We start from the raw sequence: 21,860 nt of genomic DNA, 5'->3' as shown, positions 1-21,860 counted from the left end.
GGTGGGGGATGGGTTTTTGGCTGGCGGATGCTCGGCGGGGGCAGCGCGAGAGTGTTATCTCTCGCTTCGATCCGGCGTACTGGACGGTCAATTTTCCGCGACCGATGATGGCGAGTGTGGTGACGACCGCCCCGGATGCGCTGAGGGTGGATTGCGTCTTCTATCGCAAGGACGATCTGGCGGGGCTGATCTGGGCGGCGGAAGACACGCACGATCATCCGTTGCTGCGATACGAGACGCGGCGGGATTTCCGGCGATGCAAATTGTCGTTCCGATGGCGGTCGGGGGGCGTGCGGGCGCTGGATGCGATCAACGGCCCGGTGCTGACGATCGAGGGTCGCGATGCCGATGGCAGCCCGCGGGCCTGGTATGTGCGGTTGTGGAATTATGCCAGCGGGTCGCCCGAGGATGCATTCATCAGCCTGAATTTCGACGCGCTGGTGGGCGGCTACCTGTTGCCGGACGAAGGCGTTCCGGTCTTTGCGGGCGATGTCGATCGGGTGTTCGTGTCCTTGGTGGCAGGCGATTTTGACGCGACGCCCGAGCCGTTGGCCACACCGGTCGAGGGCTGGGTCGAGCTGTCCGGTATCGTTTGCGAAGGATCGGGTTCGGTGCTGTCGATCGGCGATGCAGTGGTGCCCGAACATGGGCTGAGCATCGCCAGCGGTTATGACGACAGCTATCACATGACGCCCGAGCGGTTGCTGAGAAATGCGCTGCATTTGGGGTATCGCGGATCGATCGTCCATTATTTGGGGATGAGCCATTATTTCCGGCTCGAGCCGTTGGGTGGCGGGTTCTACGTCAGCCTGGCCGGTGGCGTCCTGTGTGCCCCCTGTGTGCGGTGGCACCGCGATTTCGCGGCGCGGGCGAAGGCGCTGGGGTTCAACATCATCTGGTCGCTGAGCTACGAGTTGTTCAACGCGCATTGTTGGAACGACTGGAAGCAGCGCGCGTGGGACGGATCGCCCGCGCTGACCGGATGGGAGCCGCCGTCGACGCTGCTGTCGCCGGCGCATGTCGGGGCAATGAACTACCTGAAGGCGGTGGCGCGGGCGTTCGTGGCGATCGGGCGCGATGCGGGGCTGGCGGTCAGGTTTCAGGTCGGCGAGCCGTGGTGGTGGGTGCAGCCCCAGACCCAGGCACCGTGCCTGTACGACGACGCGGCGCGAGCGGCGTTCGGCGGTGATCCGCCGATCATAGCGGATGCTCGGCTGCCGATGGACGCGGGGCAGAAGGCGTTGCTCGACCAAGCGGGGGCGATGCTGGCGGCATCGACCGCGGCTTTGGTTGCGGCGGTGCGGGAAGAGGTGCCGGGGGCGGAATCCCTGCTGCTCGCCTATCTGCCGACGATCCTCGACAGGAAGACGCCCGAGATGCGGCGGGCGAATCTGCCGGTCGGCTGGGCGAGCCCGGCGTTCGATGTCCTGCAGCTCGAGGATTACGACTGGGCGGCGGAAGGGCTGACCAGTGCGACCGCGCGGGGCGTCGCGGCGGCGACCGAGCAGCTCGGCTATCCGGTCGGAAGGCAGCATTATTTCTCAGGCTTTGTTTTGCGCCCCGACCAGCGCGCGCAGTGGCGACCCATCGATGCGGCGGCGGATGCCGCGCGTAAGCGGGGGGTGGCGGAAACCTATGTCTGGGCTCTGCCGCAGGTGATGCGCGACGGATATGTCCATTTCGATGAGGAGAAGGCGGTGCAGGCGTTCGACGATGTCGCATTCCCGCTGGCGCTGGGGCGCGAGGCGGAAGTCAGCCCGGGCTGGTCGACGGCGATCGTCGCCAGTGCAGGCGGGCATGAAAAACGCAACGCCGAATGGGCGGAGGCGCGGACGCACTACGATGTCGGGCCGGGGCTGCGCAGCGAAGGCGATATTGCTGAACTGTTGGCGTTTTTTCGTGCGCGGATGGGACCGTCGAGGGGGTTTCGATTGCGCGATCCGTTCGATGCCAGTTCGGGCGATGGTGCGCCATCGGCGACCGACCAGTTGATCGGGATTGGCGACGGCGACCATGCGGTGTTTCCGCTGGTCAAACATTATGGCGACCAGGCGCGGCGGATTACTCGCCCCGTGGCGGGCAGCGTGCGGGTTGCGATCGACGGGGTGGAGACGCAGGGATTTGCGATCGAGGCGCGCGGGGAAGTGGTGTTGGACTACGCACCCGGGGAAGGCGCGCTGGTCACGGCGGGCTATCTGTTCGACGTGCCGGTGCGGTTTGCCGAGGATCGGCTGACGGTCAACCGTGCGACGTTCCGGGCTGGTGCTGCGCCCTCCGTACCGCTGATCGAACTGCGCGAGGCATGAGTGTGCCGGACACAGAGACGCCGGAATGGCTAGCGGGCGATCTGACCAACATCGCCTTTTGCTGGTGGATCGAGCGGTGCGACGGGGTTGCGATCGGGCTGACGTCGCACGACCGCGATCTGGTGATCGACCACCGGCTTTATCGTGCGGCCCCTGGGATGGTGCCGTCGGCAATCACCCGTGGTGACGCGGCGGGCGGCGGCGGGATGGAAGTGTCGGGCGCACTGGGGGGCGATTCCATTACCGAAGACGCGCTGATCGCGGGGCGATGGGACGGCGCGGTGGTCGAGGTGCTGGCGGCGGATTGGGCGAGCGGGGCGCATCTGATGCTGGGCGGTGGAAGTTTCGGGGCGGTGGAATTGAGCGCGGGTGGATTCAGCGCAGAGCTTCGCGGTGCGCTGGCGATTCTCGATGCACCGGTGAGCGAGCGGACGTCGCCCGACTGCCGCGCGGAGCTGGGCGATATGCGGTGCCGGGTGGCGATGGCAGGGCGACGGCAGTTCGCGCGGGTCGCCGCCGCAGAGGGGCGGGTGCTGACCCTGGACGTGCCTGAGGCAAGTTCCAACGCCTATGCCGAAGGGCGGATATTATGGTTCGGTGGCGGAAATTCGGGATTGGAAGATGCGGTGCTTGCGTCGTCTGGGGTGACCGTGACGCTGCGGCGCGAACCGCGGTTCGATCCTGTCGGCGCACATGTCCGGATCGAGCAGGGGTGCGACAAGCGGCTGGAGACGTGCGTCGGGCGCTTTGCCAATGCGGTGAATTTCCAGGGTGAGCCCTATCTGCCGGGGATCGATCTGTTGACCCGGTATCCGGGGGGGTGAGCGCAAACGCGGTCGTCATGGAGGCGGCGCGTGGGTTGGTGGGGACGCGGTTTCGGCTGCATGGTCGCGATCCGGCCTTCGGCCTCGATTGCGTCGGGCTGATCCGTGCGGCGTTCGCAACCGCGGGCGTGATGATTGCGGCGCCGAGCGGATACCGGCTGACGAGCGGTCGGCTGGACGAGTTCGAACGGGTAGCCGTCCTGGCCGGGCTGATGATGACGGCCGATCCCGAGCCGGGCGACGCGATCCTGTTCCGGATCGGTGCGCGGCAATGGCATTTGGGAATCAAGAGCGACACCGGGCTGATCCATGCCGATGCGGGGTTGGGACGGGTCGTCGAACGACCGGGGCCGATGCCGTGGCCGGTGACGGCGTGCTGGCGCTGTCCGGACCAAGATTGAGGAGGGGCGAATGGCGACACTGGCGCTGACCGTGGTCGGGGGGGCGATCGGCGGGCCGATCGGGGCGATGATCGGCGCGGTCGTCGGGCAGCAGGCCGATGCCGCGATCTTTGCGCCGCGGGGACGCGAGGGGCCGCGGCTGACCGATCTGGCGATCCAGACTTCGAGCTATGGCAGCCAGGTGCCGAAACTGTTCGGCACGATGCGGGTTGCGGGCACGGTGATCTGGGCCACCGAGTTGAAGGAAAACCGATCGACGACCGGCGGCGGCAAGGGCCGTTCCGCCACGACCAGCTACAGCTATTCGGCGTCGTTCGCAGTATTGTTGTCGGCTCGACCCGTGCGTCGCGTGTTGCGGATCTGGGCCGACGGCAAATTGTTGCGGGGGGCGGCGGGCGACTGGAAGACGAGCACCGGGTTCCGATTGCATACGGGCGATCCCGACCAGCCGATCGATCCGTTGATCGCATCGGCCGAAGGCATGGCGGGAACGCCCGCACATCGCGGTCATGCCTATGCCGTGTTCGAGGACATGGCGCTGGGTGAGTTCGGAAACCGCATTCCGTCGCTGACATTCGAGATCGAGGCGGATGCTGGAACGATCGATGCCGGAACGATCGTGGACGCGATTGCGCCGGAGGTTGGTGGGACCGCTGGCGGGCCGCAGTTCGGTGGCTTTGCCGCAGCAGGGGAGAGCAAGCGCGGCGTCGTCGAGACGCTGGCCGAGGTCTCAGGCGGGTGGATCGCGAGCGATCGGCATCTATTCTGGCGCGTCGGAACCGAAGCCGCGCAGCCGCTGGAGGCCGTTAATGTAGCGGCAGAAGGCGAGGAGCGCATCGCGACGCGTTTGATCGCGCCGGCTTATGCTGCGCCGACTGGCCTGGTGATGCGCCACCATGATCCATCGCGCGACTATCAAGTGGGAAGCCAGCGCGTAAGGCGCGCGGGTAGCGGCGCGCAGGAGATCATGATCGATGCGCCCATGGCGATGGCGGCGGAAGTCGCGCGCGGATTGGCGCTTGCCGCGATCGAACGTCGCGATGCCGGGCGCGAGACCCGGACGATCGCGCTCGATTGGCGATGGATGGGGATTGCGCCCGGAGCCATCGCCGTCGTTACGGGCGAAGCCGGACGATGGCGGGTCCGTGCGGTCACGGTCGAGCGGATGGTGGTGCGGGTCGACCTGGTGCGATTGGCCTTCGGCGCGGTTCCCGTGCCGGCCAGTTCGGGACAGGCGCGGGTTGCGCCCGACCTGAGCGCTGGCCAAACGCGGATCGCGGTGATCGAGCTTCCGCCCGCAGAAGGCGTCGCGAGCACCCCGCAATTGTTCGTGGCGGCGTGCGGAACCGGGGCCGGTTGGCGCGGCGCGGCGCTGTCGACCAGCATCGACGATGGCGCGAGCTGGCAAGCGGCGGGCCGCACCGCCGAGGTGGCGGTGATGGGCAGGATCGAGACTGCGGTTGGGGCGGCCCCGGCGACGCTGATCGACCGCAACGGCACCTTTGAAATAACGCTGACCAACCCGCAGGCATCGCTGACAAATGCGGATATCGCAGCGCTCGATATGGGCGCGAACCTGGCGATGGTGGGTGACGAGTTGATGCAATTCGGCCGCGCCGAGCCCGTCGGGGCGGGTCGGTGGCGATTGTCCGAGCTGTGGCGTGGCCGACGTGGAACCGAGTTCGCGATCGGCGCGCAGTTGCCCGGCGACCGCTTCGTCCTGATCGAACAGGCCACACTGCTGCCACTGAGCGGGATTGGTGCAATCGAAGGCCGGGCGGTGCGCGTGTCGGCCATCGGTACGGGCGATGGCGAGGGCGGGATCGATGTTGTGGAACAAGTTACAGGGTGGTCGGTGCGCCCGCCGATGCCGGTCCATGGCCGCGTCGTCAGCGACGGGATGGGTGAGCGGCGTGCAAGTTGGGTCAGGCGGAGTCGTGACGGGTGGCACTGGCGCGACCTGATCGATGTGCCGCTGGCCGAAGAGCGGGAGCGTTATCGGGTAACGTGGAACGGCGTCGAGACGACGACCGAGGTCGCGCAATTGGTCGTGGCCGATGACGCGTCCGGATTGGAAGTTCGACAGCAGGGGACGGCGGGGGTTTCGTTGCCGCTGGTCATCACGGCACCGGAAAGAAGCTGAATTCGCTTGGAAGGAATTTGAATCATGGACGTATCGACGACGCATCGATTGGCCCTGCCGCTGTTGCACGCCGGGCAGGCGCAGAAGGAACTGTTCCACAACGAAGCGCTGGCGACGATCGACTTTCTGGTCCAGCCGGTGGTGACCACAATCGATGCGAGCGCGCCGCCAGCGACGCCGCTTCCCGGCGAATGTCACATCGTCGGCGTCGATCCGACCGGCGCATGGTCCGGAGCGGAAACAAATCTCGCCTGCTGGACGCAAGGGGGGTGGCGCTTTGCCGAGCCGTTCGAAGGCATGTGCGTCTGGCTGGCGGGAACCGGCCCGGTTCGGTTCGAGGCGGGCGAGTGGACGTCCGGGATCTTGGCGGGCCACGCCCTCGTCATCGAAGGCCGGCAGGTCGTCGGTCCACGTCGAGCAGCGATCGACGCCGTGATGGGGGGAAGCGTGTCCGATACGGAGGCGCGCGCCGCGATTTCGGCTATTATCGAGCGGCTCGTGTCACACGGCCTGATTGCGCCAACTATCGAATAATGTGGCGTTCCTGCAACAGTTCCCGATTTTTGTTCGCTTGCGCGGAAACCAACCTTTGAGTAGGGAGTTTGCGCTGTCCGTATGGACAACAACGAAAGGGGATTTTATGATGCGTAAGCTTGCCCTCACAGCGGCACTTGCGACGACTGCACTCGCCACTCCCGCCCTCGCCCGCGACAATGCGTGGTATGTTGGCGTCGAAGGCGGTGCGATGATCGTCGAAGATATCGATTTCACGCTTGAAAGCACCGATGCTCAGATCCTGAGCACCGATTCGGACTATGGTTGGGACGTTGGCGGCCTGGTTGGCTATGACTTCGGCGGTTTCCGTCTGGAAGCAGAAGTCAGCTACCGCGAAGCGAATGTTGAATCGCACACCACCAGCGTTGCGTTTCCCGCACGTCCGGTCGGCGTCTATGAAAACCAGGCTTACGGCGATGCGTCTGCGTTGAGCTTCATGGTCAACGCGATGCTCGACTTCGGCGACGACGATGGTCTTCAGGGCTTCGTCGGCGGTGGTGCCGGTGTCGCTCGCGTCAAGTACAACGAATATGGCATCCTGCCATCGACTCTGATCGATGACAGCGACACTGTCTTCGCCTGGCAGGCAATCGCGGGCGTTCGCGCTCCGTTGAGCGACAATGTCGACGTGACCTTCAAGTATCGCTTCTTCAATGCCGACGACGTCAATGTCGTGGCAGCGACGGGTGCGGAACTCAACTCGCGTTTCCGTTCGCACAGCCTGCTCGGTGGCCTGACGTTCAACTTCGGCGCTCCGCCGCCGCCGCCGCCGCCCGCTCCGGAGCCTGCTCCGCTGCCGCCGCCCGCACCTGAGCCCGCTCCGGCTCCGGAACCGGTCGTCTGCACGCCTGGCCCGTACATCGTGTTCTTCGAGTGGGATCGCTCGGACATCACGCCGGAAGCCGGTGGCATCCTCGACAACGCCGTGTCGGCCTATCAGAACTGCGGTAATGCGCAGGTCATGCTGGCAGGTCACGCCGATCGCTCGGGTGCAGCAAGCTACAACGTCGGTCTCTCGCAGCGTCGTGCAGATGCAACGCGCGCCTATCTCGGCTCGCGTGGCATCCCGGATGGTGTGATGACCACCGAAGCGTTCGGCGAAAGCCGTCCGCGCGTCGACACCGCAGACGGTGTTCGCGAACTCCAGAACCGTCGTGTGGAAATCACCTACGGTCCGGGTTCGGGCATGTAAGCCACGCTTCCTTCGGGAACGAGAATTGGGGAGGTTGGAGCAATCCGGCCTCCCTTTTTCTTTGTGTCGGGAATTCGCGCGACCTGGATAGGATGGACCATTGATCGATCGGTTTTAGGTGCAGTTCAGTCCGTGGACTGAGCGTCCAGCGCCGCCTGTATCCAGTAGGGGACCAGCGCGTCGCCGAGTGCTTCGATACGACGTAGCGCGACCATCTCGCCCAAGTCAGGATAGGCGACCCGAATCTTGGGCTCGGCCTCCGCGATTGGCGCGACGATCAGCCGCCGGTTGACCTTGCCGCGATAATGCATGCGTGCGGTGTTTTCCTGGCCGATGAAGCAGCCCTTGTCGAACGCGGTGCCGTTCAATTCTCGCGCGTTTGCCTCAAGCCAGAGCGTCAGATCCTGGCCAAGCTCGTCGGCTCCTTCGGTCACGCCGAGCGAGAGCCGGTGGGCTCGCCAATCGGTCGCTGGCTCGCCGGGTTCGGCCAGCCAGCGATTGCCGAGTGCGGGTAGCCGCGGGTCGGGCACGCCGCGATTGTCCGATCGCGACCAATGTACGCCGCCCTCCACGGCTTCGATCGAAATCGGGCGGCGCAGACGGTAGATTGACAGCCGCCGGATCAGCGCGTCGCGTTGTGCGGCTTCGCAATCGATCAGGATCGCGTTGCCATCATCCCACAGCAGAAAATCGAACAGCGCTTTTCCTTGCGCGGTGAGCAGTCCGCTCCATTGCGGCGCATCCGGCGCGACCCGACGCACGTCCTGCGTCACCAGTCCTTGCAGGAAGCCGCGAATATCGTCGCCGGACACGCGGATCAGCGCACGATCGGCAAGCCAGGTGCCGGGGGTGGTATCGGTCATGGTCAGGAGTTAGGGTCTCCGGCGTGTCGGCGAAAGGCCGGACGATTAGGAAAGCCCCATCATGCCCAGCTACGACCTGATCCTGACCAATGGGACGGTGCACACCCCGAGCGGCCCAGTCCGCGCTGACATCGGCGTGTCGGGTGGGAAGATCGTCGCGATCGGCGCGAACGGCGATGCGGGCGAGACGATCGATTGCACCGGGCTCGACATCCTGCCCGGCGTGATCGACACGCAGGTTCATTTCCGCGAGCCGGGGCTGGAGCATAAGGAAGACCTGGAAAGCGGCAGCCGTGCCGCAGTGCTGGGCGGGGTGACCGCAGTCTTCGAAATGCCCAACACCAATCCCAACACCGATACCGCGGAGGCGGTCGCCGACAAGCTGGCGCGCGCGCGCGACCGGATGTGGTGCGACCATGCATTTTATGTCGGCGCGACGTCGGCCAATGCCGAGCATCTTGCGGAACTGGAACGCCTGCCAGGTACGGCGGGGGTCAAGATTTTCATGGGCGCATCGACCGGCAGCCTGCTGGTTGCCGAGGATTCCGAACTGGCGCGCGTGCTGGCATCCGGCCAGCGCCGGGTGGCGATCCATGCCGAGGACGAGGCGCGGATGAACGATCGTGCGGACTTGCGTGTCGCGGGCGATCCGTCATCGCACCCGGTGTGGCGCGACGATGAAAGCGCAATGTTGGCGACACGTCGCATTCTGGCGTTGGCGCGCGCGGCGCGGCGGCGGATCCATGTGCTGCATGTGACGACGCCCGCTGAACTGGAGTTACTGGGCGCGAACAAGGACATCGCGAGCTGCGAAGTCACGCCCCAGCATCTGACGCTTGCGGGCGAAGAGGCCTATCCCGAACTGGGCAGCTATGCCCAGATGAACCCGCCGATCCGGTCTGGCGCGCATAGGGACGGGCTGTGGCATTGGCTGACGCAGGGCGTGCCCGACGTCATCGGATCGGACCATGCCCCGCATACGGTCGAGGAAAAGGCCAAACCGTATCCGGCGAGCCCCAGCGGCATGCCGGGCGTCCAGACCTTGCTCCCGCTGCTGCTCGACCATGTCGCGAACGGGCGGTTGACGCTGGCGCGGTTGATCGATTTGACCAGTGCGGGCGCGCAGCGGATTTTCGGGATTGCGGGCAAGGGGCGGATTGCGGTCGGCTATGATGCCGATTTCACGATCGTCGATCTGAAGGCGCGCTGGACGATCGACGAGGCATGGCTGGCGTCGCGCTGCGGCTGGTCGCCTTTTACCGGGCGCACGCTGACCGGAAAGCCAATGGGGACGATCGTGCGTGGAAAGCGCGTGATGTGGGACGGCCAATTGGCCGAGGCCGCGAGCGGTCGCCCCGTTCGTTTCGAGGCGACCGAATTCCCCGGCTAGATCAGAAGGGCAGCCAGCGCGATTTCTCTGTGAAGTTCATGTAACCGGCATTGACGCCTAGCCGCCATCCGACGCCGAGACGCACCGGGATCAGCACCACGTCGCCGCGCCGCATGTAGCTGGCCGAGAATCCGCCGACGAAATAGACCCGGCCTTCGCCTTGCGGATAGCGTTTGTAGAGTTCCTGCGAGTCGTAAAGGTTGTAAACGAGTACGAACACGTTGGCCGCGTCGCCGCCGACGTCGAACCCGACCGACGGGCCGGTCCAATACACCGGGCGCTGGCCCTCGATCGCGTGGTGCATGATCCCGGAGCCATAGCGCAGCCCGACGATGAACGCGCCCGATGCCTCTCGCCCGGCGATATAGGCGTTGGGTTCGCCCTGTTCGCGCAGGATATCCTCCATGATGCCCGCAAGTCCCGCCGCGCCCTTGCCGAATACGCCTTCGGCTGCCCCGATCAGGTCGTCGCGGCGATAGGTTGAGGCGGCTGCACGGGCCTGGTCCGCCGCACCGGGCATCGCGCTGGGCGGCGCGATGTCGAGCTGATCGGCGACGCGCGGTTCCCCTTGCTGGATGGGAGCGGCGGGTGCGGGATCGACCGGTACGGGCTGATCCTGATAGACGGGTTCCACCGGTTCGACTGGCAGCTGCGGTGCCTGATAATTGTCCTGATAGCCGGGTTGCAGGTCGCGATCGATCGCGTCGTTGGGATCGACCGTCTGCATCTGTGCAGCCGCGGGCGTCGCCGCCACGAACAACGCGGCCATCGCCGCTACCCAAATTCCACGCATATCAACTACCCCCGCGCAACGCGCACTGCCGAACCGACTATGCGCGATCATCGGCGAAGCGCAATGAACGGGCGATGACCCGAGTCGATTTCGCGCCGAACTCGCCTGTAAACGGGTGTTGATCGGTGCGGGCGCGCTCGCTATAGCCCGCGCTCGGCACCGGTCCGGAGACGTGGGTGAGTGGCTGAAACCAACGCTTTGCTAAAGCGTCGTACCTCTTAAAGGGTACCGAGGGTTCGAATCCCTCCGTCTCCGCCACGCCAGCGTGATTGCCGCCGATTCAGCCGTGGCGCACCTGGGATTGACCGAACAGGCAACGTGATCGACAGGTGCGGTTTAACCTGCGCTGGAGGCGTTGTTTGACCGGATTGTCACTGACCCATGTTGCCGAACTGGCATTTGCGCCTGCCGCTGCCAGTGTGGTGGCGGGGCGGGTTTCGGGGGCGATCCTGGGAATTGTGTCGGCGGATGGGCAATGCGCGACGCGCGTTGCCGGGTTCGCGCAAACCGACCCGTGCAAAGAGCCGCTGACGATTGACCACTGGTTCGACCTCGCGTCGCTGACCAAGGTGATGGCGACGACTCGCTTCGTTCTGCGGCTGGCTGAAGAAGGGCGGATCGACCTGGACCGGCCGTTGATCGATGCCATCCCCGACCTGAGGCAATATGACGTGGGCGGCGCGGCGGAGCGGCGGCTGACGTTTCGCGACTGCCTGTCGCACCGCACCTTCCTCCCCGCGGTTGAGCCGATCTATACCTATGGCGACGATCCCGACCAGCTGCGCGCGTTCGTGCTGCAACGCGAATGGCGGCACGGGCCGCCCGTTTATTCCGACATCAATTTCATCTTGCTGGGGATTGCGGTCGAGCGGCTGACGGGCGGCACGCTGGACGCGTTGCCACTGGGCGAGGGGCTGTCCTGGGGGCCGCCGCCCGGCCCCGCCGTCGCGACCGAGCGATGCGCCTGGCGCGGCCACGTGATGAAAGGCGCGGTGCATGACGAAAATTGCTTCGCGATGGGTGGCCGCACCGGTCATGCCGGGCTGTTCGGGACAGTCGCAGGCGTGCTCGATTTCGCGGCCGGGTTGCTCAATGGAAGCGCTTCGTCATCCGAGCTCGACGCGATCCGCACGCGGGTTCACGCCAACCGCACATTGGGCTGGGAGGCGCGTGCCGATGGCTGGCCGGGCGGCGATGCGTGCTCGGACGCGACGATCGGGCATACCGGCTTTACGGGCACCGGGTTGTGGGTGGATTTCGAGCGTGGGCTTGCCTGGACATTGCTCACCAACCGGGTGCATCCGACCCGCCATTCGGACAGCGGCATCGCCCAGTTGCGCCGCGAGACCGGCAACGCGGTCATCGCCGCGTGGGATGGCTCAATAGGCCTCGGCGATCAAGTTTAGCGCGGCGTCCACCGTGTCGCGCACCGATTTGTCGGCGGGCATGTCGTTGGCGAAGCTTGCAAAGGTCAGTGTCCGGCCGCTCTTGGCGGTGACGAAGCCCGACAGCGCGTTCGACGCATTCAGGCTGCCGGTCTTGGCGAACAGCCTGCCTTCGAGCGGCGTGTCGGTGAAGCGGCGGGACAGCGTGCCGTCCTTGCCCGCGATCGGAAGCGTTTCGCGAAACGCCGCGCCCCAGGGGCGAGTCTGCGTCCAGCGCAGAAACGTGACGGTGCCGCGCGGCGACAGACGGTTATACGTGGACATGCCGGAGCCGTCGGAAAAGTCGTACTGGTGCCGCGCGACGCCTGCGCGCGTCAGCATCGCCTCCACCGCTGCCTGTCCATCGGCGACCGATCCGCTGCCGGTGATTGCCGATGCGCGACGCAGCAGCAGATCGGCGTAGAGATTCTGGCTGACCTTGTTGGTGATCGTCAGCGTGTCGGACAGCGCGGGCGGCGTCAGCGTGGCAAGCGCGGGCTGTTCGGGCACGCGTGGCGCTGGCGCGCCACGCGCAGGGTCATCGGAAGGCGAGATCGCGCGGTGGCGGGTGCCGACATCGCCGGTCACGCGCACGTCGCGCGCCTCCAACATCCGGCGCATCAGCCAGGCGGCACGGTGGGCGGGGTCTTCGATGCCGACGCGGACCAGTTCGGGCGTTGCCCTGGCAGCGATCGTCCCCCAGACGCGCAGCCGCCCGCTGCCCGGCATCCGCATCGTCGACAGGTCGGTCTCCGTGCCAGTGGTGACGTGATTGTCGATCGCCTCATACCCATCGCCGTCGATGCGCGCGGCCTCTCCGATCGCCCCGGGCGTCACCGTAACGCGCCATTCGTTGTCGTCGATCGACAGTGCGGAAATGGCGGTGCCGTAGCGGCTGGTCATGTTATTCCAGCTCATCCCCGACGGCCAGCGCTCGTCGGGAAAGAGCGTGTCGTCGCCGATCACATCGCCCACCACGCGCGTCCGCGCCGCGACCGCATCGGCGAGCGTGGAGAGGCAATCGACCGTGCAATCCGTAGCACCCGACAGCCGCGGATCGCCGCGCCCGACCAGGATCACGTCGGGGCGCGGCCCTTCGCTCAAACGGACTTGCGTCCCGCCCGCCGCATCGGGGCCATCGACGCTGAGCGTTTCATAGGCGAGCGCGGTCGAGTACATCTTGGTATTAGAGGCGGGGACGAAGCGGTCGTCGGGGGCGATCGCCACGATCTCCCGCCCCTGATCGTCCACCACGACGAGGCCGAAGCGCGTGCCGGGTCCGGCCTCCGCCAGCTTGGCGCGGACGGCATCCTCGATCGGATCGCTGGCGGCAGCGGGCTGGGGCAGGGTGAGGAGCAGCAGGGCTGCGAGGGGCGCACGGATCATGGACCTCAGGCTATCGGACGGGTGCGGCTTCGCAAGGGGCACGCGCATTCGCAATGGTCGGGCGGTCATAACCGCGCGTCATTCACCCTCGACGACGCGACCCATCGTCTTGAGGAAATCGAGCGCGAGTGCAGTCGGCGGGCGATTGAGCAGGAACATCGCATGGACGTCGAAGGTGATCGAGGGTTTGAGCCCGCGCATCGCCAGTCCCGGTCCCATCGCGGCTTCCGCGGTGAAGCTATCCACCACGGTCAGTCCGACGCCTGCCCGCACCAAAGCGGTCGCGATGTAGAAGGTGCGCGCCGACACCACTTCGTCGAGCACGACCCCGCGCCGGTCGAGTTCGGCACTGAACAACAAGCCGATCGGGCCGCTTGCCGCCAGGCTGATGAAGGGGCGACCGCACAGCGCCTCCAGTTCCAGCCGCGGCGGCGCGTCGGGCATATCCTCTTCGCGGTAGAGCACGACCAATTCGCCTTCGCCCAGCCATTTATGGCCGATGGGGGCGGCGGGCGGGACTTCGTAAGCGATGGCGACATCGGTCTCGCGCTCGTGCAATTTCCGAAGCAGGTCGTCGTGATGCACGGTCTGAAGGTCGAAGCGGACCTTGGGATGCGCGGTCAGGAAATGCGATACCGCGGTCGGCAGCGCCCCCAGTGCGAGCGACGGTAATGCCGAGATCCGCAGCATCCCACCTTCGCCGCGACGCAGGTTGCGGCCCGCTTCACGCAGGGCGTGGACGCGGTCCTGAATCTCGCTGACCTCGGAAAACAATGCGTGCGCGTCGTCGGTCGGGATCAATCGTCCGGCCGCGCGTTGAAACAGCTCAAACCCCAGCAGCGATTCGGCGTGGCGCAGCGTCTTCGATACCGAGGGCTGTGAAATGTTGAGCGCCCGCGCCGCAGCGCTGACCGATCCGTTCACATAGACGGCGTGGAAAATCTCGATGTGGCGCAGGTTCATGCTTGGCCGAGCATAGTCATGCGCACTGCCCGCGTCACGCGGTGGCTTGTCCGCTGAACCGCTCGCGGTCGATTGCCCCTTCGGCATGGGCGACAAGCGTGGTCACGGTCAAGTTGGCCGAGGCGCTGGGCACGGTACGGGTCATGTCGAGCAACCGGTCGAACGGCAGGACCAGCCCGACGATCAGTGCGGTCTGCTCGGCGCTTACCCCGACCGAGGCGAGCATCGCCGCGAGCATGAACAGCGACGCCGAGGGCACCGGCGCGGTGCCGAATGCGGCGAGCGCGCCGGTTGCGAGCATGATCGCCAGCATCACCCAGTCGGGGGTGATGCCCAGCGCCTGCAACGCGAACTGGCCCATCAGGCCGACATAAAGCGCGGTTCCGTCCTTGCCGATGCTCGCGCCCAGCGGCAGCACAGTGAAGGCGATGGGTTTCGCGACGCCAAGATTGTCGCTGGCAACCCGCATCGCGACCGGCAGCGTGGCGGAGGAAGAGGCGGTGGAGAAGGCGACCGCGAGCGCATCGGTGATGCCGCGATAGAAGCGCGCGACCGACAGCCGCGCGACGCTGGCGAGCAGGCCGCTGTGGATCGCCATCTGGATCAGCGAGCCGAGGATCACGCACAGTGCCAGCCAGCCGACATTGACGAACAATGCCGCGCCATTGGTGGCGATGGCGTTCGCAATCAGCGCGAACACGCCGAACGGGGTGAATTCCATCACGATGCGGACGATGTGCAGCAGGACGTTGGACAGCGACTGGAGCAGCGCGACGACTGGTTTACCAGCCTCGCCTGCGACGACGCTGCCGATGCCCAGCAGTACCGCGACGAAAATGATCGCCAGCATGTCTCCGCGCGCCAGTGCGTCGATGATGTTGGCGGGGATGATGCCGAGCAACTGGTCATAGGGGGTGACGGGCGCACCCAGCGCGTGCGCGGTGACGCCGCCCAGCACGATTCCTTCGCCGGGCCGGATCAGCAGCCCCAGCGTCATCCCGACCGTCACCGCGATCAGCGTCGTCATCGCGAACAGCGCGACGGTACGCCCGCCGATCGGCCCCAGCCGCCGCGGATCGCCGATCGTCGCGATCCCTGCGGCGATGGTGACCAGCGCGACCGGCACCACCAGCATCTTGATCAGTCGAACGAAGATGTCGCCCAGTATCTGCACCGCGGGCGCCCATGCAGGCGCGAGCGCACCGAGCAGGATGCCGAGGACGAGCGCGCCGACCACGCGTTTCCACAGCGGAATCGCAAACCACGCGCGCACCATCGTCATCCGCTAACCCCGTCGCCCCAGAACCCTTTGCGCGCCGGGTGTAGCATACCCGCGATATCGGTCACGCCGCCTTCGTAATCCTCGGCCAGCCAGAGCGGCCCGTCGAGATCGACGAACTCCGCCTCGCCCGCCAGTGCCATTGCGGGGACGATTCCCAGCGACGATGCGACCATGCAGCCGACCATCAGGCCGAACCCGCGTGCCTTTGCCATGCGCGCCAGCACCAGCGCCTCGGTCAGCCCGCCGGTCTTGTCGAGTTTGATGTTCACATGGCTGTAGCGGCCGACGAGTTGCTCCAGGTCGCGCGTGGTGTGGAGCGATTCGTCGGCACAGATCGACAGCGGCGTGGCGAAATCGGCGAGTGCGGCGTCGGCTCCGGCGGGCAGCGGCTGTTCGAGCAGATCGACGCGCGCCGCAATCAGGAAATCGTGGAGTTCGGCGATGATGTCGATCGTCCAGCTTTCGTTGGGATCGACGATCAGCCGCGGATCGGGCGCGACGTCGCGGACGGCGGCGATCTGGGCGCGCGGGTCGCTGGCATCGACTTTCACCTTGAGCAGCGGCACATCGGCGGCGCGCGAGGCGGCGGCAGCCATCGCCTGCGGGGCGTCGAGGCCAATGGTGATTGCCGAGGGGATGGCGACCGGATCGGGCAGGCCCGCGAGCGCCGCGACGCTGCGCCCCGCCCGCTTCGATTCCAGATCCCACAGCGCATTGTCGATGGCGTTGCGAGCGGCACTTGCGGGCATGGCGGCCGCCAACGCACCGCGGTCCGCACCCTCTTCGATCAGGTCGCGGACGTTCTCGATCGCAGCCAGCGCGCTTTCGATGCTTTCGCCATAGCGGGAATAGGGCACGCCCTCGCCGCGCCCGACATGGTCGCCCTGCCGGATTGTGACGGTGACGACATCGGCCTCGGTCTTCACCCCCCGCGAGATGCGGAACGGGGCTTTCAGCCGGTAGCGGTCGTGGCGTGCGTCGAGGGTGCGAAGCATTCGAGGGTCCAGTCCACGATGGTGTCGGCGCCGAAGCGATACGGGTCGGTGGTCGGCAGGCCCAGCCGCGCGGAAGTCTCCTCGCACAGCCGCCGCGCCGCAGCTTCGTCCAGCGACACGGTATTGAGCGCGATGCCGACGGCGCGCACTTCGGGGCTGGTCAGCCGCGCGACGCTCAGGTTCGTCTCGATGCACTCGGCGAGATCGGGCACCGCGAAATGCGGCAGGCCGCGCATATGTTCGCGTGCGGGGTCGTGGCACATCACCAGCGCCTTGGCCTGCGCGCCGTGAAGCAGCCCGGTCGACACGCCTGCGAACGAGGCGTGGAACAAAGATCCCTGCCCCTCGATCAGATCCCAGCCGTCATCTTCGCGCGCGGGGGCAAGCATTTCGATCGCGCCCGAAATGAAGTCGGCGACCACCGCGTCCAGCGGCACGCCGTCGCCCGCAATCAGGATTCCGGTCTGGCCGGTGGCTCGGAAATCGGCCTTCACGCCGCGCGCGACGAAGGCGTCCCGAAAGCACAGCGTCGCATACATCTTGCCGACCGAACAATCAGTGCCGACGGTAAGCAGCCGGTTGCCCGCGCGCCGCTTTCCGGTGCCGACTTTCAGATCGGCGGGCGGATCGCGCACATCGATCAGGCGCACACCGGCGGTCTCCGCTGCCGCCACCAGCCGGGGATTGTCGCGCAGGCGCTGGTGGAGGCCCGACGCCACGTCCATTCCCGCCGCGATCGCCGCCAAGGCATCGTCGATCAGCGACTGACCCAGCGTCCCACCCGCATTGGCGATGCCGAGCACCAGTGTCCGTGCACCAGCCGCGCGCGCTTCGTCGATCGACAAACGCGGCAGGCCCAGCGTCAGCGGGCAATCGTCGTGGCGAAACTCGCCAACGCAATCGTCGCGGCGAAACGCGGCCAGCCCGCGCGATGTCTTGATCCCGACCGGATCGTCGGAATGGCCGAGATAGAGGAGGTAGGGCGCAGCGATCATCGCGGATCTCGATCAGTGGAAACGCAGGAGTAAGCGCGAACGCGCGCGGGCGAACAATCGCGGTGCGCGCGCGTCCTATAACGCGCGGCTATGCTGCGGGACAATTGGCGGGGCGCGGGCGCAGCAATGCGCGCCCAGCGGCGACGCCCGTCGCCTTCCCCTTGTCGAGCGCGAGCCGGCCGTTGACGAACAGCGCCTCGACCCCGACGCTGGGCATGCGCGGCTTCACATAATCGGCACGCGGCGCGAAGTTCACCGGATCGAACACGACGACATCGGCATAATGGCCGGGCTTCAGATAGCCGCGTTCGGAGATTTTGTAGATGTCGGCGGTGAGGCCGGTCGAACGGCGGATGAATGCCGCCATGTCGATGACGTTGCGCTCCCGGACATAGCGCTGATATTTCTCGGGGAAGGTCGCGTACTGGCGCGGGTGGCCGTCCGATCCGTCAGACGCGGTCAGCACCCAGGGCTGCTGCATGATCAGGTCGACATCGCCCTGCGCCATGTTGAACGAGGCGACGCCGACACCCCGGGCGCCGGTGCCTGCCGCATTCGGCGTGCGGAGGATGCGAATTGCGGCGTCGATGGGGTCGAGTTTCCACGTCGTACCCATCTGCGCCAGCGTGCGGCCGGTCCAGGGCTGTCCCTGCGCGGTCAGCAGGATTGATGTCGCGCCACCGCGACGGCGCAAATTCTCCGCCATTTCTGTGCGAATGCGTGACAACGTGGCGGGCTCGTCGAACCGCGTGATCATCGCCTTGTACCCGCCATCGACCGCCCAGCGCGGGACGAGCGCCGCGTCCAGGCTGGTGCCCGAGGCGAGCCAGGGATATTGGTCGGCGGTCACTTGCTGCCCCGCCTTTCGCGCAGCCTCAATCGTCGCGATCAGTTTTGGCGCCTGGCCGTGAAGATCGACGCCCAGCGCCTTGAGATGCGCGAAATGCACCGGAATTTTTGCTTCGCGCCCGATCCTCAACGCTTCTTCGGTGGATGCGATCAGACCGATCGAATAGGTGGATTCGTCGCGCTGATGCGTATCGTACAGCCCGCCGCGCGACCCCACTTCGCGCGCCACCGCGATCACTTCGTCGGTCGTGGCGAAACTCTGCGGGGCATAGAACAGTCCGGTCGATAATCCGGTCGCGCCTTCGCACATCGCCTTGGCGGCAAGGCCGCGCATCGTTGTGAGTTCGGCAGGCGTCGGCGCGCGATCGTCCTGGCCCAGAACACGGCTGCGGATCGCGCCGAAGCCGACCATATGTGCGAAATTGGTGCCGATCCCGCTTGCCGCAAGCTTGGCCGCTTCCGCCGCCACATCGGGCGTGCCGCCGCCATCGACGCCGATCACGATGGTCGAGACACCCTGTGCCAGCCAGGGCAGGTTAAGCCGCTTCTCGGCGTCCGCCGCGCGGATATAGCTATCGGGATGGGTATGCGGATCGATGAAGCCGGGTGCGACGATCTTGCCGCGCGCATCCACGACCTTGGAAGCCGGTGTTCGCCGCGAAGTTCCGACATAGACGATGCGGTCGCCGACAATCTCGACATCGCCGGTGACGGGCGGCGTTTCCGCACCCGTGTAGATGGTGCCACCGCGGATAACGACATCGACGCGGGTCTGCGCGGGGGCCGCGCCCAGCGTCAGCAACGCCAGTCCGGCAAGCGCGACCGGCTTCATCACGGCGCAGGCACCAACGTCGTGCGCGATTTCGCCGCCGCATCGACCCGCGCACGACTGAACAGCAACGGCTGCATCTGCTCGTTGACCCAGGGGCGGTAGAAATCCCGGTAATGCGGCGAGTTGGGATCGGCGGACTGGCCGGGCAGCATCAGGAACACGCTGTTATCCCACGCGCCCACATCGCACACCATCAGATAGCTGGCCCCGCCCGATACCCGCCAGCTCGACGACGGAATCCAGCGCGCCATCGGCGTATAGGAATCGCCGCCCGTGCCCTCACCCTCGATCGGCGGGAAGGCCGCGGCGATGGCGGGGATGCTGGAGAGCGGATGCGCGATGCGGACGCGGTGCAGTGTTGCCCAGCGCCACGCGGCGGGATCGTCCCCCATCAGCCGCTTCGCGCTGAACCATGCAGTGCCGAGCGCGGTGAGCAGCAGCGTATCGCGCGCCTTCACCGGCTCCGCGCCCAGCCGGGCATCGGGATGTGCGATCAGGCCGAGAACGACCGAGGGCGACAGCGAATCCACCAGCTCGCGTGCGCGTTCGGGGATGATGAGCCCGCGCAGGCGATTGCCGAGTTCGCGCCACAGGATCTGGTAGAGCGCCGCCGCGCCGCTATCCCCCTCAATGCGTCCGTCCCAGTCGCGCAGCATCGCCAGGGCCAAGCCGGCATCGCCGTCCGCCGTCTTCGGCAACAACGCCTGAAGCTGGCGCGCGGGCGTTGAATAAGTGTCGTGGAGCAAGGTCACGCTGTCGGCGATACTGTGCTTGTCCTGGACCTCCAGCACAGATTTGATCCGGTCGTATCGGTACGGATCGCGGAACGAGAAGGCGAGCGGGTTGGCCTTGAACGGATAATCCGCGGGAATGTTGTTCTGGTTGGCCGACGCGAACCAGCCGGGTGCGGGATTATAGCTCGACGGCAGCCGATCATACATGATCCGCCCGGTCCAGTCGTAGCTGCCGTCGCCGGGCACCGGCATCAGCCCGTCGCCACGCTTCCTGACCGGGGCGTGGCCGATCACTTGCCAGCCGGTGTTGCCGTCGATGTCGGCATAATGGAAATTGGTCGGCGACGGATGGATGCGGAACGCCGATTTCAGGCTTTCCCAGTCGCGCGACAGGTTGATCGCGATCATCGCGAACCAGCCGCAGCCGCCCGGCCGATAGTCGATCGATGCCACCGCACTTGCCCGTCGTCGGGCGGGGTCGCGCGCGACGACGGGGCCGTGCACGGAATAAACTTGCTCGACCACCCGGTCGGCCTCGCCCGCCACTTTGATCGTGTCGCGGTGGACGGTGAATCGCTTCCATTCGCCGTCGTGGCGATAACGGTTCGGATCGTCGGGATGGGTTTCGAGGATGAACAGATCCTCGCCATCGATATGGAAATTGGTGCGGCCGAACGCGAAACGGTCGGTATGCCCCTGCATGATGCCGGGCAGGCCGGGCGCGCCGCCACCGATGACGTCGAGGCCGGGCGCGGTCAGATGCGACACATGGCGCGGCCCGAACCCGCCAATGCCCAGATGTGGGTCGTTGGCGAGGATCGGTCGCCCGCTCGCGGTTCGGCTACCATCGACGGTCCACGCATTGCTGCCGGCATTGCCGCGTTCGATCGCGTCGTCATCCGGCCCCTGGTCGGGATCGTCGGGGTTGGCCGCTGGCGTAGAGGTGCTGAACGGAAGCCCGCCGCGGGTTGCTAGCAGCACGCCTAGATCGGCCTCCGACACCGCGCCCGTATCGAGTCCCTCCGGCACGGTCAGCGTCCAGGCGGGACGCAACGGGGCGATCAGCGCGTCGAGATGCGCCAGCCCCATCGCATGCAACCGCGCGCGGCGCACCTCGTCGGTCATATTGCCCGAAGACGCCCCGCGCGCGATCACCATGTCGGTGAGGTGCCAGCGCATCGGTTTAAGCTTGAGGATGCGGTATTCGGCCGGAAGCAACGTGGGGTTCGCCTCCACCTCCGCCATCCGGGCGTTGACCCCATCGACATAGCCCTGCGCGCATTCCAGCACTTCCGCCGGGATGCCCGCCAGTTCGCCGTCGATGTCGCCGCGATAATGGAACAGCCGCGCGCGCCGGTCCGCCTCAGCAAAGCCCGGCCCGAACGCCTCCGCCATCCGCCCCATCTCTCCCCGGCGACCCAGATCGATCTGGAACAGCCGGTCGCGCGCGACAACATAGCCTTGGCCGAAGAACGCATCCCGCTTGGTGCTCGCGCGGATATGCGGGATACCCATCGCATCGTCGATGATCTCGATCGGGGCGGACGCGCCCTTTACCGTCGCCCGTTTCGCCGTCTGTGCGGCGCGCGCGATTTCAGGCGACACGGCCAGCAGCGCCGTCGAGCCCATCAGAAAGGAGCGGCGGTCGAGCAAATTCTTCCTCCTCGATCAGCATATCGCGATCCGCATGGATGATGACGGCCAGTCTAGGCGGGCTGGGCCTTGCGTCCCATGGCAAGGCCTGTGACCGTCATAGGGAAAGGCTATGGATACAAAGCATCATGCCCTGCGGCTATGGACTAGCAAAGGCATAGAAGCACCCCAAGCCTTGACGATCTTTGCACCCCGCCTGCACGCTTTGCACTTGGCCGACCGATCGCGAACGACCCATTTTGGGCGGGCGAGCGGCGGCTGGCAGGGAGCCAATTTCAGC

17 protein-coding genes and 1 tRNA gene are annotated in these 21,860 nt (G+C 66.3%); 9 read left to right on the top strand and 9 right to left on the bottom strand.

Features of this window, described 5'->3' with window-relative positions:
* Positions 1–8 precede the first annotated feature (8 nt).
* The 6 genes from ENHY17A_RS04615 to ENHY17A_RS04590 all read left to right on the top strand — a co-directional run bounded on the left by ENHY17A_RS04615 (position 9) and on the right by ENHY17A_RS04590 (position 7,421).
* Positions 9–2,306, top strand: coding sequence for a DUF2460 domain-containing protein (locus ENHY17A_RS04615; RefSeq protein WP_159714142.1), 2,298 nt, complete (start codon positions 9–11; stop codon positions 2,304–2,306).
* Positions 2,303–3,130, top strand: a complete 828-nt coding sequence (locus ENHY17A_RS04610) for a DUF2163 domain-containing protein (protein ID WP_159710491.1) — start codon at positions 2,303–2,305, stop codon at positions 3,128–3,130. The genes ENHY17A_RS04615 and ENHY17A_RS04610 overlap by 4 nt, the downstream gene beginning before the upstream one ends.
* Positions 3,127–3,531, top strand: a complete 405-nt coding sequence (locus tag ENHY17A_RS04605) for an NlpC/P60 family protein (protein ID WP_236547749.1) — start codon at positions 3,127–3,129, stop codon at positions 3,529–3,531. The genes ENHY17A_RS04610 and ENHY17A_RS04605 overlap by 4 nt, the downstream gene beginning before the upstream one ends.
* A gap of 10 nt (positions 3,532–3,541) precedes the next feature.
* Positions 3,542–5,674 (top strand): phage tail protein, encoded by a 2,133-nt coding sequence (locus tag ENHY17A_RS04600; protein ID WP_159710489.1) that lies wholly within the window; start codon positions 3,542–3,544, stop codon positions 5,672–5,674.
* Positions 5,675–5,698: 24 nt separating this feature from the next.
* Positions 5,699–6,208 carry a DUF2793 domain-containing protein gene (locus ENHY17A_RS04595; RefSeq protein WP_159710487.1) on the top strand — a complete coding sequence of 170 codons (510 nt, stop codon included), beginning with the start codon at positions 5,699–5,701 and terminating at the stop codon, positions 6,206–6,208.
* Between the two features lie 109 nt (positions 6,209–6,317).
* Positions 6,318–7,421, top strand: a complete 1,104-nt coding sequence (locus ENHY17A_RS04590) for an OmpA family protein (RefSeq protein WP_159714138.1) — start codon at positions 6,318–6,320, stop codon at positions 7,419–7,421.
* 125 nt (positions 7,422–7,546) lie between these two features.
* Here the strand turns inward: ENHY17A_RS04590 and ygfZ are convergent, their stop codons facing one another.
* Entirely contained in the window at positions 7,547–8,284 is a 738-nt protein-coding gene (ygfZ, locus tag ENHY17A_RS04585) for a CAF17-like 4Fe-4S cluster assembly/insertion protein YgfZ (protein ID WP_159710485.1), read from the bottom strand.
* 61 nt (positions 8,285–8,345) lie between these two features.
* Between ygfZ and ENHY17A_RS04580 the strand changes: the two genes are divergently transcribed.
* A complete protein-coding gene (locus tag ENHY17A_RS04580) occupies positions 8,346–9,674 on the top strand; it encodes a dihydroorotase (protein ID WP_159710483.1) in 1,329 nt (442 codons plus the stop codon).
* A gap of 1 nt (position 9,675) precedes the next feature.
* Here ENHY17A_RS04580 and ENHY17A_RS04575 read toward each other — a convergent pair whose 3' ends face one another.
* Positions 9,676–10,467 carry a DUF1134 domain-containing protein gene (locus ENHY17A_RS04575; RefSeq protein WP_159710481.1) on the bottom strand — a complete coding sequence of 264 codons (792 nt, stop codon included), beginning with the start codon at positions 10,465–10,467 and terminating at the stop codon, positions 9,676–9,678.
* A gap of 166 nt (positions 10,468–10,633) precedes the next feature.
* Here ENHY17A_RS04575 and ENHY17A_RS04570 point away from each other — a divergent pair.
* Both ENHY17A_RS04570 and ENHY17A_RS04565 read left to right on the top strand, forming a co-directional pair.
* Positions 10,634–10,725, top strand: a tRNA-Ser gene (locus ENHY17A_RS04570).
* Positions 10,726–10,826: 101 nt separating this feature from the next.
* Positions 10,827–11,873 (top strand): serine hydrolase domain-containing protein, encoded by a 1,047-nt coding sequence (locus tag ENHY17A_RS04565; RefSeq protein WP_201296341.1) that lies wholly within the window; start codon positions 10,827–10,829, stop codon positions 11,871–11,873.
* On the opposite strand, the gene dacB is transcribed toward ENHY17A_RS04565, so the two are convergent.
* The 7 genes from dacB to ENHY17A_RS04530 all read right to left on the bottom strand — a co-directional run bounded on the left by dacB (position 11,847) and on the right by ENHY17A_RS04530 (position 21,580).
* On the bottom strand, positions 11,847–13,277 hold the full coding sequence (dacB, locus tag ENHY17A_RS04560; protein ID WP_159710479.1) for a D-alanyl-D-alanine carboxypeptidase/D-alanyl-D-alanine endopeptidase: 1,431 nt from the start codon (positions 13,275–13,277) through the stop codon (positions 11,847–11,849). The genes ENHY17A_RS04565 and dacB overlap by 27 nt on opposite strands.
* Before the next feature lie 78 nt (positions 13,278–13,355).
* Positions 13,356–14,240, bottom strand: coding sequence for a LysR family transcriptional regulator (locus ENHY17A_RS04555; RefSeq protein WP_159710477.1), 885 nt, complete (start codon positions 14,238–14,240; stop codon positions 13,356–13,358).
* Positions 14,241–14,274: 34 nt separating this feature from the next.
* Positions 14,275–15,522 carry a dicarboxylate/amino acid:cation symporter gene (locus tag ENHY17A_RS04550; RefSeq protein WP_159710475.1) on the bottom strand — a complete coding sequence of 416 codons (1,248 nt, stop codon included), beginning with the start codon at positions 15,520–15,522 and terminating at the stop codon, positions 14,275–14,277.
* Positions 15,519–16,517 carry an N-acetyl-D-Glu racemase DgcA gene (dgcA, locus tag ENHY17A_RS04545; protein ID WP_159710473.1) on the bottom strand — a complete coding sequence of 333 codons (999 nt, stop codon included), beginning with the start codon at positions 16,515–16,517 and terminating at the stop codon, positions 15,519–15,521. Before dgcA ends, ENHY17A_RS04550 begins: the two co-directional genes overlap by 4 nt.
* Positions 16,475–17,512: an N-acetyltransferase DgcN gene (gene dgcN, locus ENHY17A_RS04540; protein ID WP_159710471.1), complete on the bottom strand. Its 1,038-nt coding sequence runs from the start codon at positions 17,510–17,512 to the stop codon at positions 16,475–16,477. Before dgcN ends, dgcA begins: the two co-directional genes overlap by 43 nt.
* An 88-nt stretch (positions 17,513–17,600) precedes the next feature.
* Positions 17,601–19,193 (bottom strand): N-acyl-D-amino-acid deacylase family protein, encoded by a 1,593-nt coding sequence (locus tag ENHY17A_RS04535; protein WP_159714134.1) that lies wholly within the window; start codon positions 19,191–19,193, stop codon positions 17,601–17,603.
* Positions 19,193–21,580 (bottom strand): penicillin acylase family protein, encoded by a 2,388-nt coding sequence (locus tag ENHY17A_RS04530; RefSeq protein ID WP_159710469.1) that lies wholly within the window; start codon positions 21,578–21,580, stop codon positions 19,193–19,195. The genes ENHY17A_RS04535 and ENHY17A_RS04530 overlap by 1 nt, the downstream gene beginning before the upstream one ends.
* Positions 21,581–21,860 lie beyond the last annotated feature (280 nt).

Origin of the sequence: Sphingomonas sp. AX6 (assembly GCF_902506605.1) — a bacterium.
GTDB lineage: Bacteria > Pseudomonadota > Alphaproteobacteria > Sphingomonadales > Sphingomonadaceae > Sphingomonas.
This window is presented reverse-complemented; position numbering and strand designations above follow the sequence as displayed.

What these genes read in the sequence shown, in the direction of transcription:
- ENHY17A_RS04615 (WP_159714142.1), top strand. Translation starts at nt 9, where the DNA reads ATGGGTTTTTGGCTGGCGGATGCTCGGCGGGGGCAGCGCGAGAGTGTT.
- ENHY17A_RS04610 (WP_159710491.1), top strand. Translation starts at nt 2,303, where the DNA reads ATGAGTGTGCCGGACACAGAGACGCCGGAATGGCTAGCGGGCGATCTG.
- ENHY17A_RS04600 (WP_159710489.1), top strand. Translation starts at nt 3,542, where the DNA reads ATGGCGACACTGGCGCTGACCGTGGTCGGGGGGGCGATCGGCGGGCCG.
- ENHY17A_RS04595 (WP_159710487.1), top strand. Translation starts at nt 5,699, where the DNA reads ATGGACGTATCGACGACGCATCGATTGGCCCTGCCGCTGTTGCACGCC.
- ENHY17A_RS04590 (WP_159714138.1), top strand. Translation starts at nt 6,318, where the DNA reads ATGCGTAAGCTTGCCCTCACAGCGGCACTTGCGACGACTGCACTCGCC.
- ygfZ (WP_159710485.1), bottom strand. Translation starts at nt 8,284, where the DNA reads ATGACCGATACCACCCCCGGCACCTGGCTTGCCGATCGTGCGCTGATC.
- ENHY17A_RS04580 (WP_159710483.1), top strand. Translation starts at nt 8,346, where the DNA reads ATGCCCAGCTACGACCTGATCCTGACCAATGGGACGGTGCACACCCCG.
- ENHY17A_RS04575 (WP_159710481.1), bottom strand. Translation starts at nt 10,467, where the DNA reads ATGCGTGGAATTTGGGTAGCGGCGATGGCCGCGTTGTTCGTGGCGGCG.
- dacB (WP_159710479.1), bottom strand. Translation starts at nt 13,277, where the DNA reads ATGATCCGTGCGCCCCTCGCAGCCCTGCTGCTCCTCACCCTGCCCCAG.
- ENHY17A_RS04555 (WP_159710477.1), bottom strand. Translation starts at nt 14,240, where the DNA reads ATGAACCTGCGCCACATCGAGATTTTCCACGCCGTCTATGTGAACGGA.
- ENHY17A_RS04550 (WP_159710475.1), bottom strand. Translation starts at nt 15,522, where the DNA reads ATGACGATGGTGCGCGCGTGGTTTGCGATTCCGCTGTGGAAACGCGTG.
- dgcA (WP_159710473.1), bottom strand. Translation starts at nt 16,517, where the DNA reads ATGCTTCGCACCCTCGACGCACGCCACGACCGCTACCGGCTGAAAGCC.
- dgcN (WP_159710471.1), bottom strand. Translation starts at nt 17,512, where the DNA reads ATGATCGCTGCGCCCTACCTCCTCTATCTCGGCCATTCCGACGATCCG.
- ENHY17A_RS04535 (WP_159714134.1), bottom strand. Translation starts at nt 19,193, where the DNA reads ATGAAGCCGGTCGCGCTTGCCGGACTGGCGTTGCTGACGCTGGGCGCG.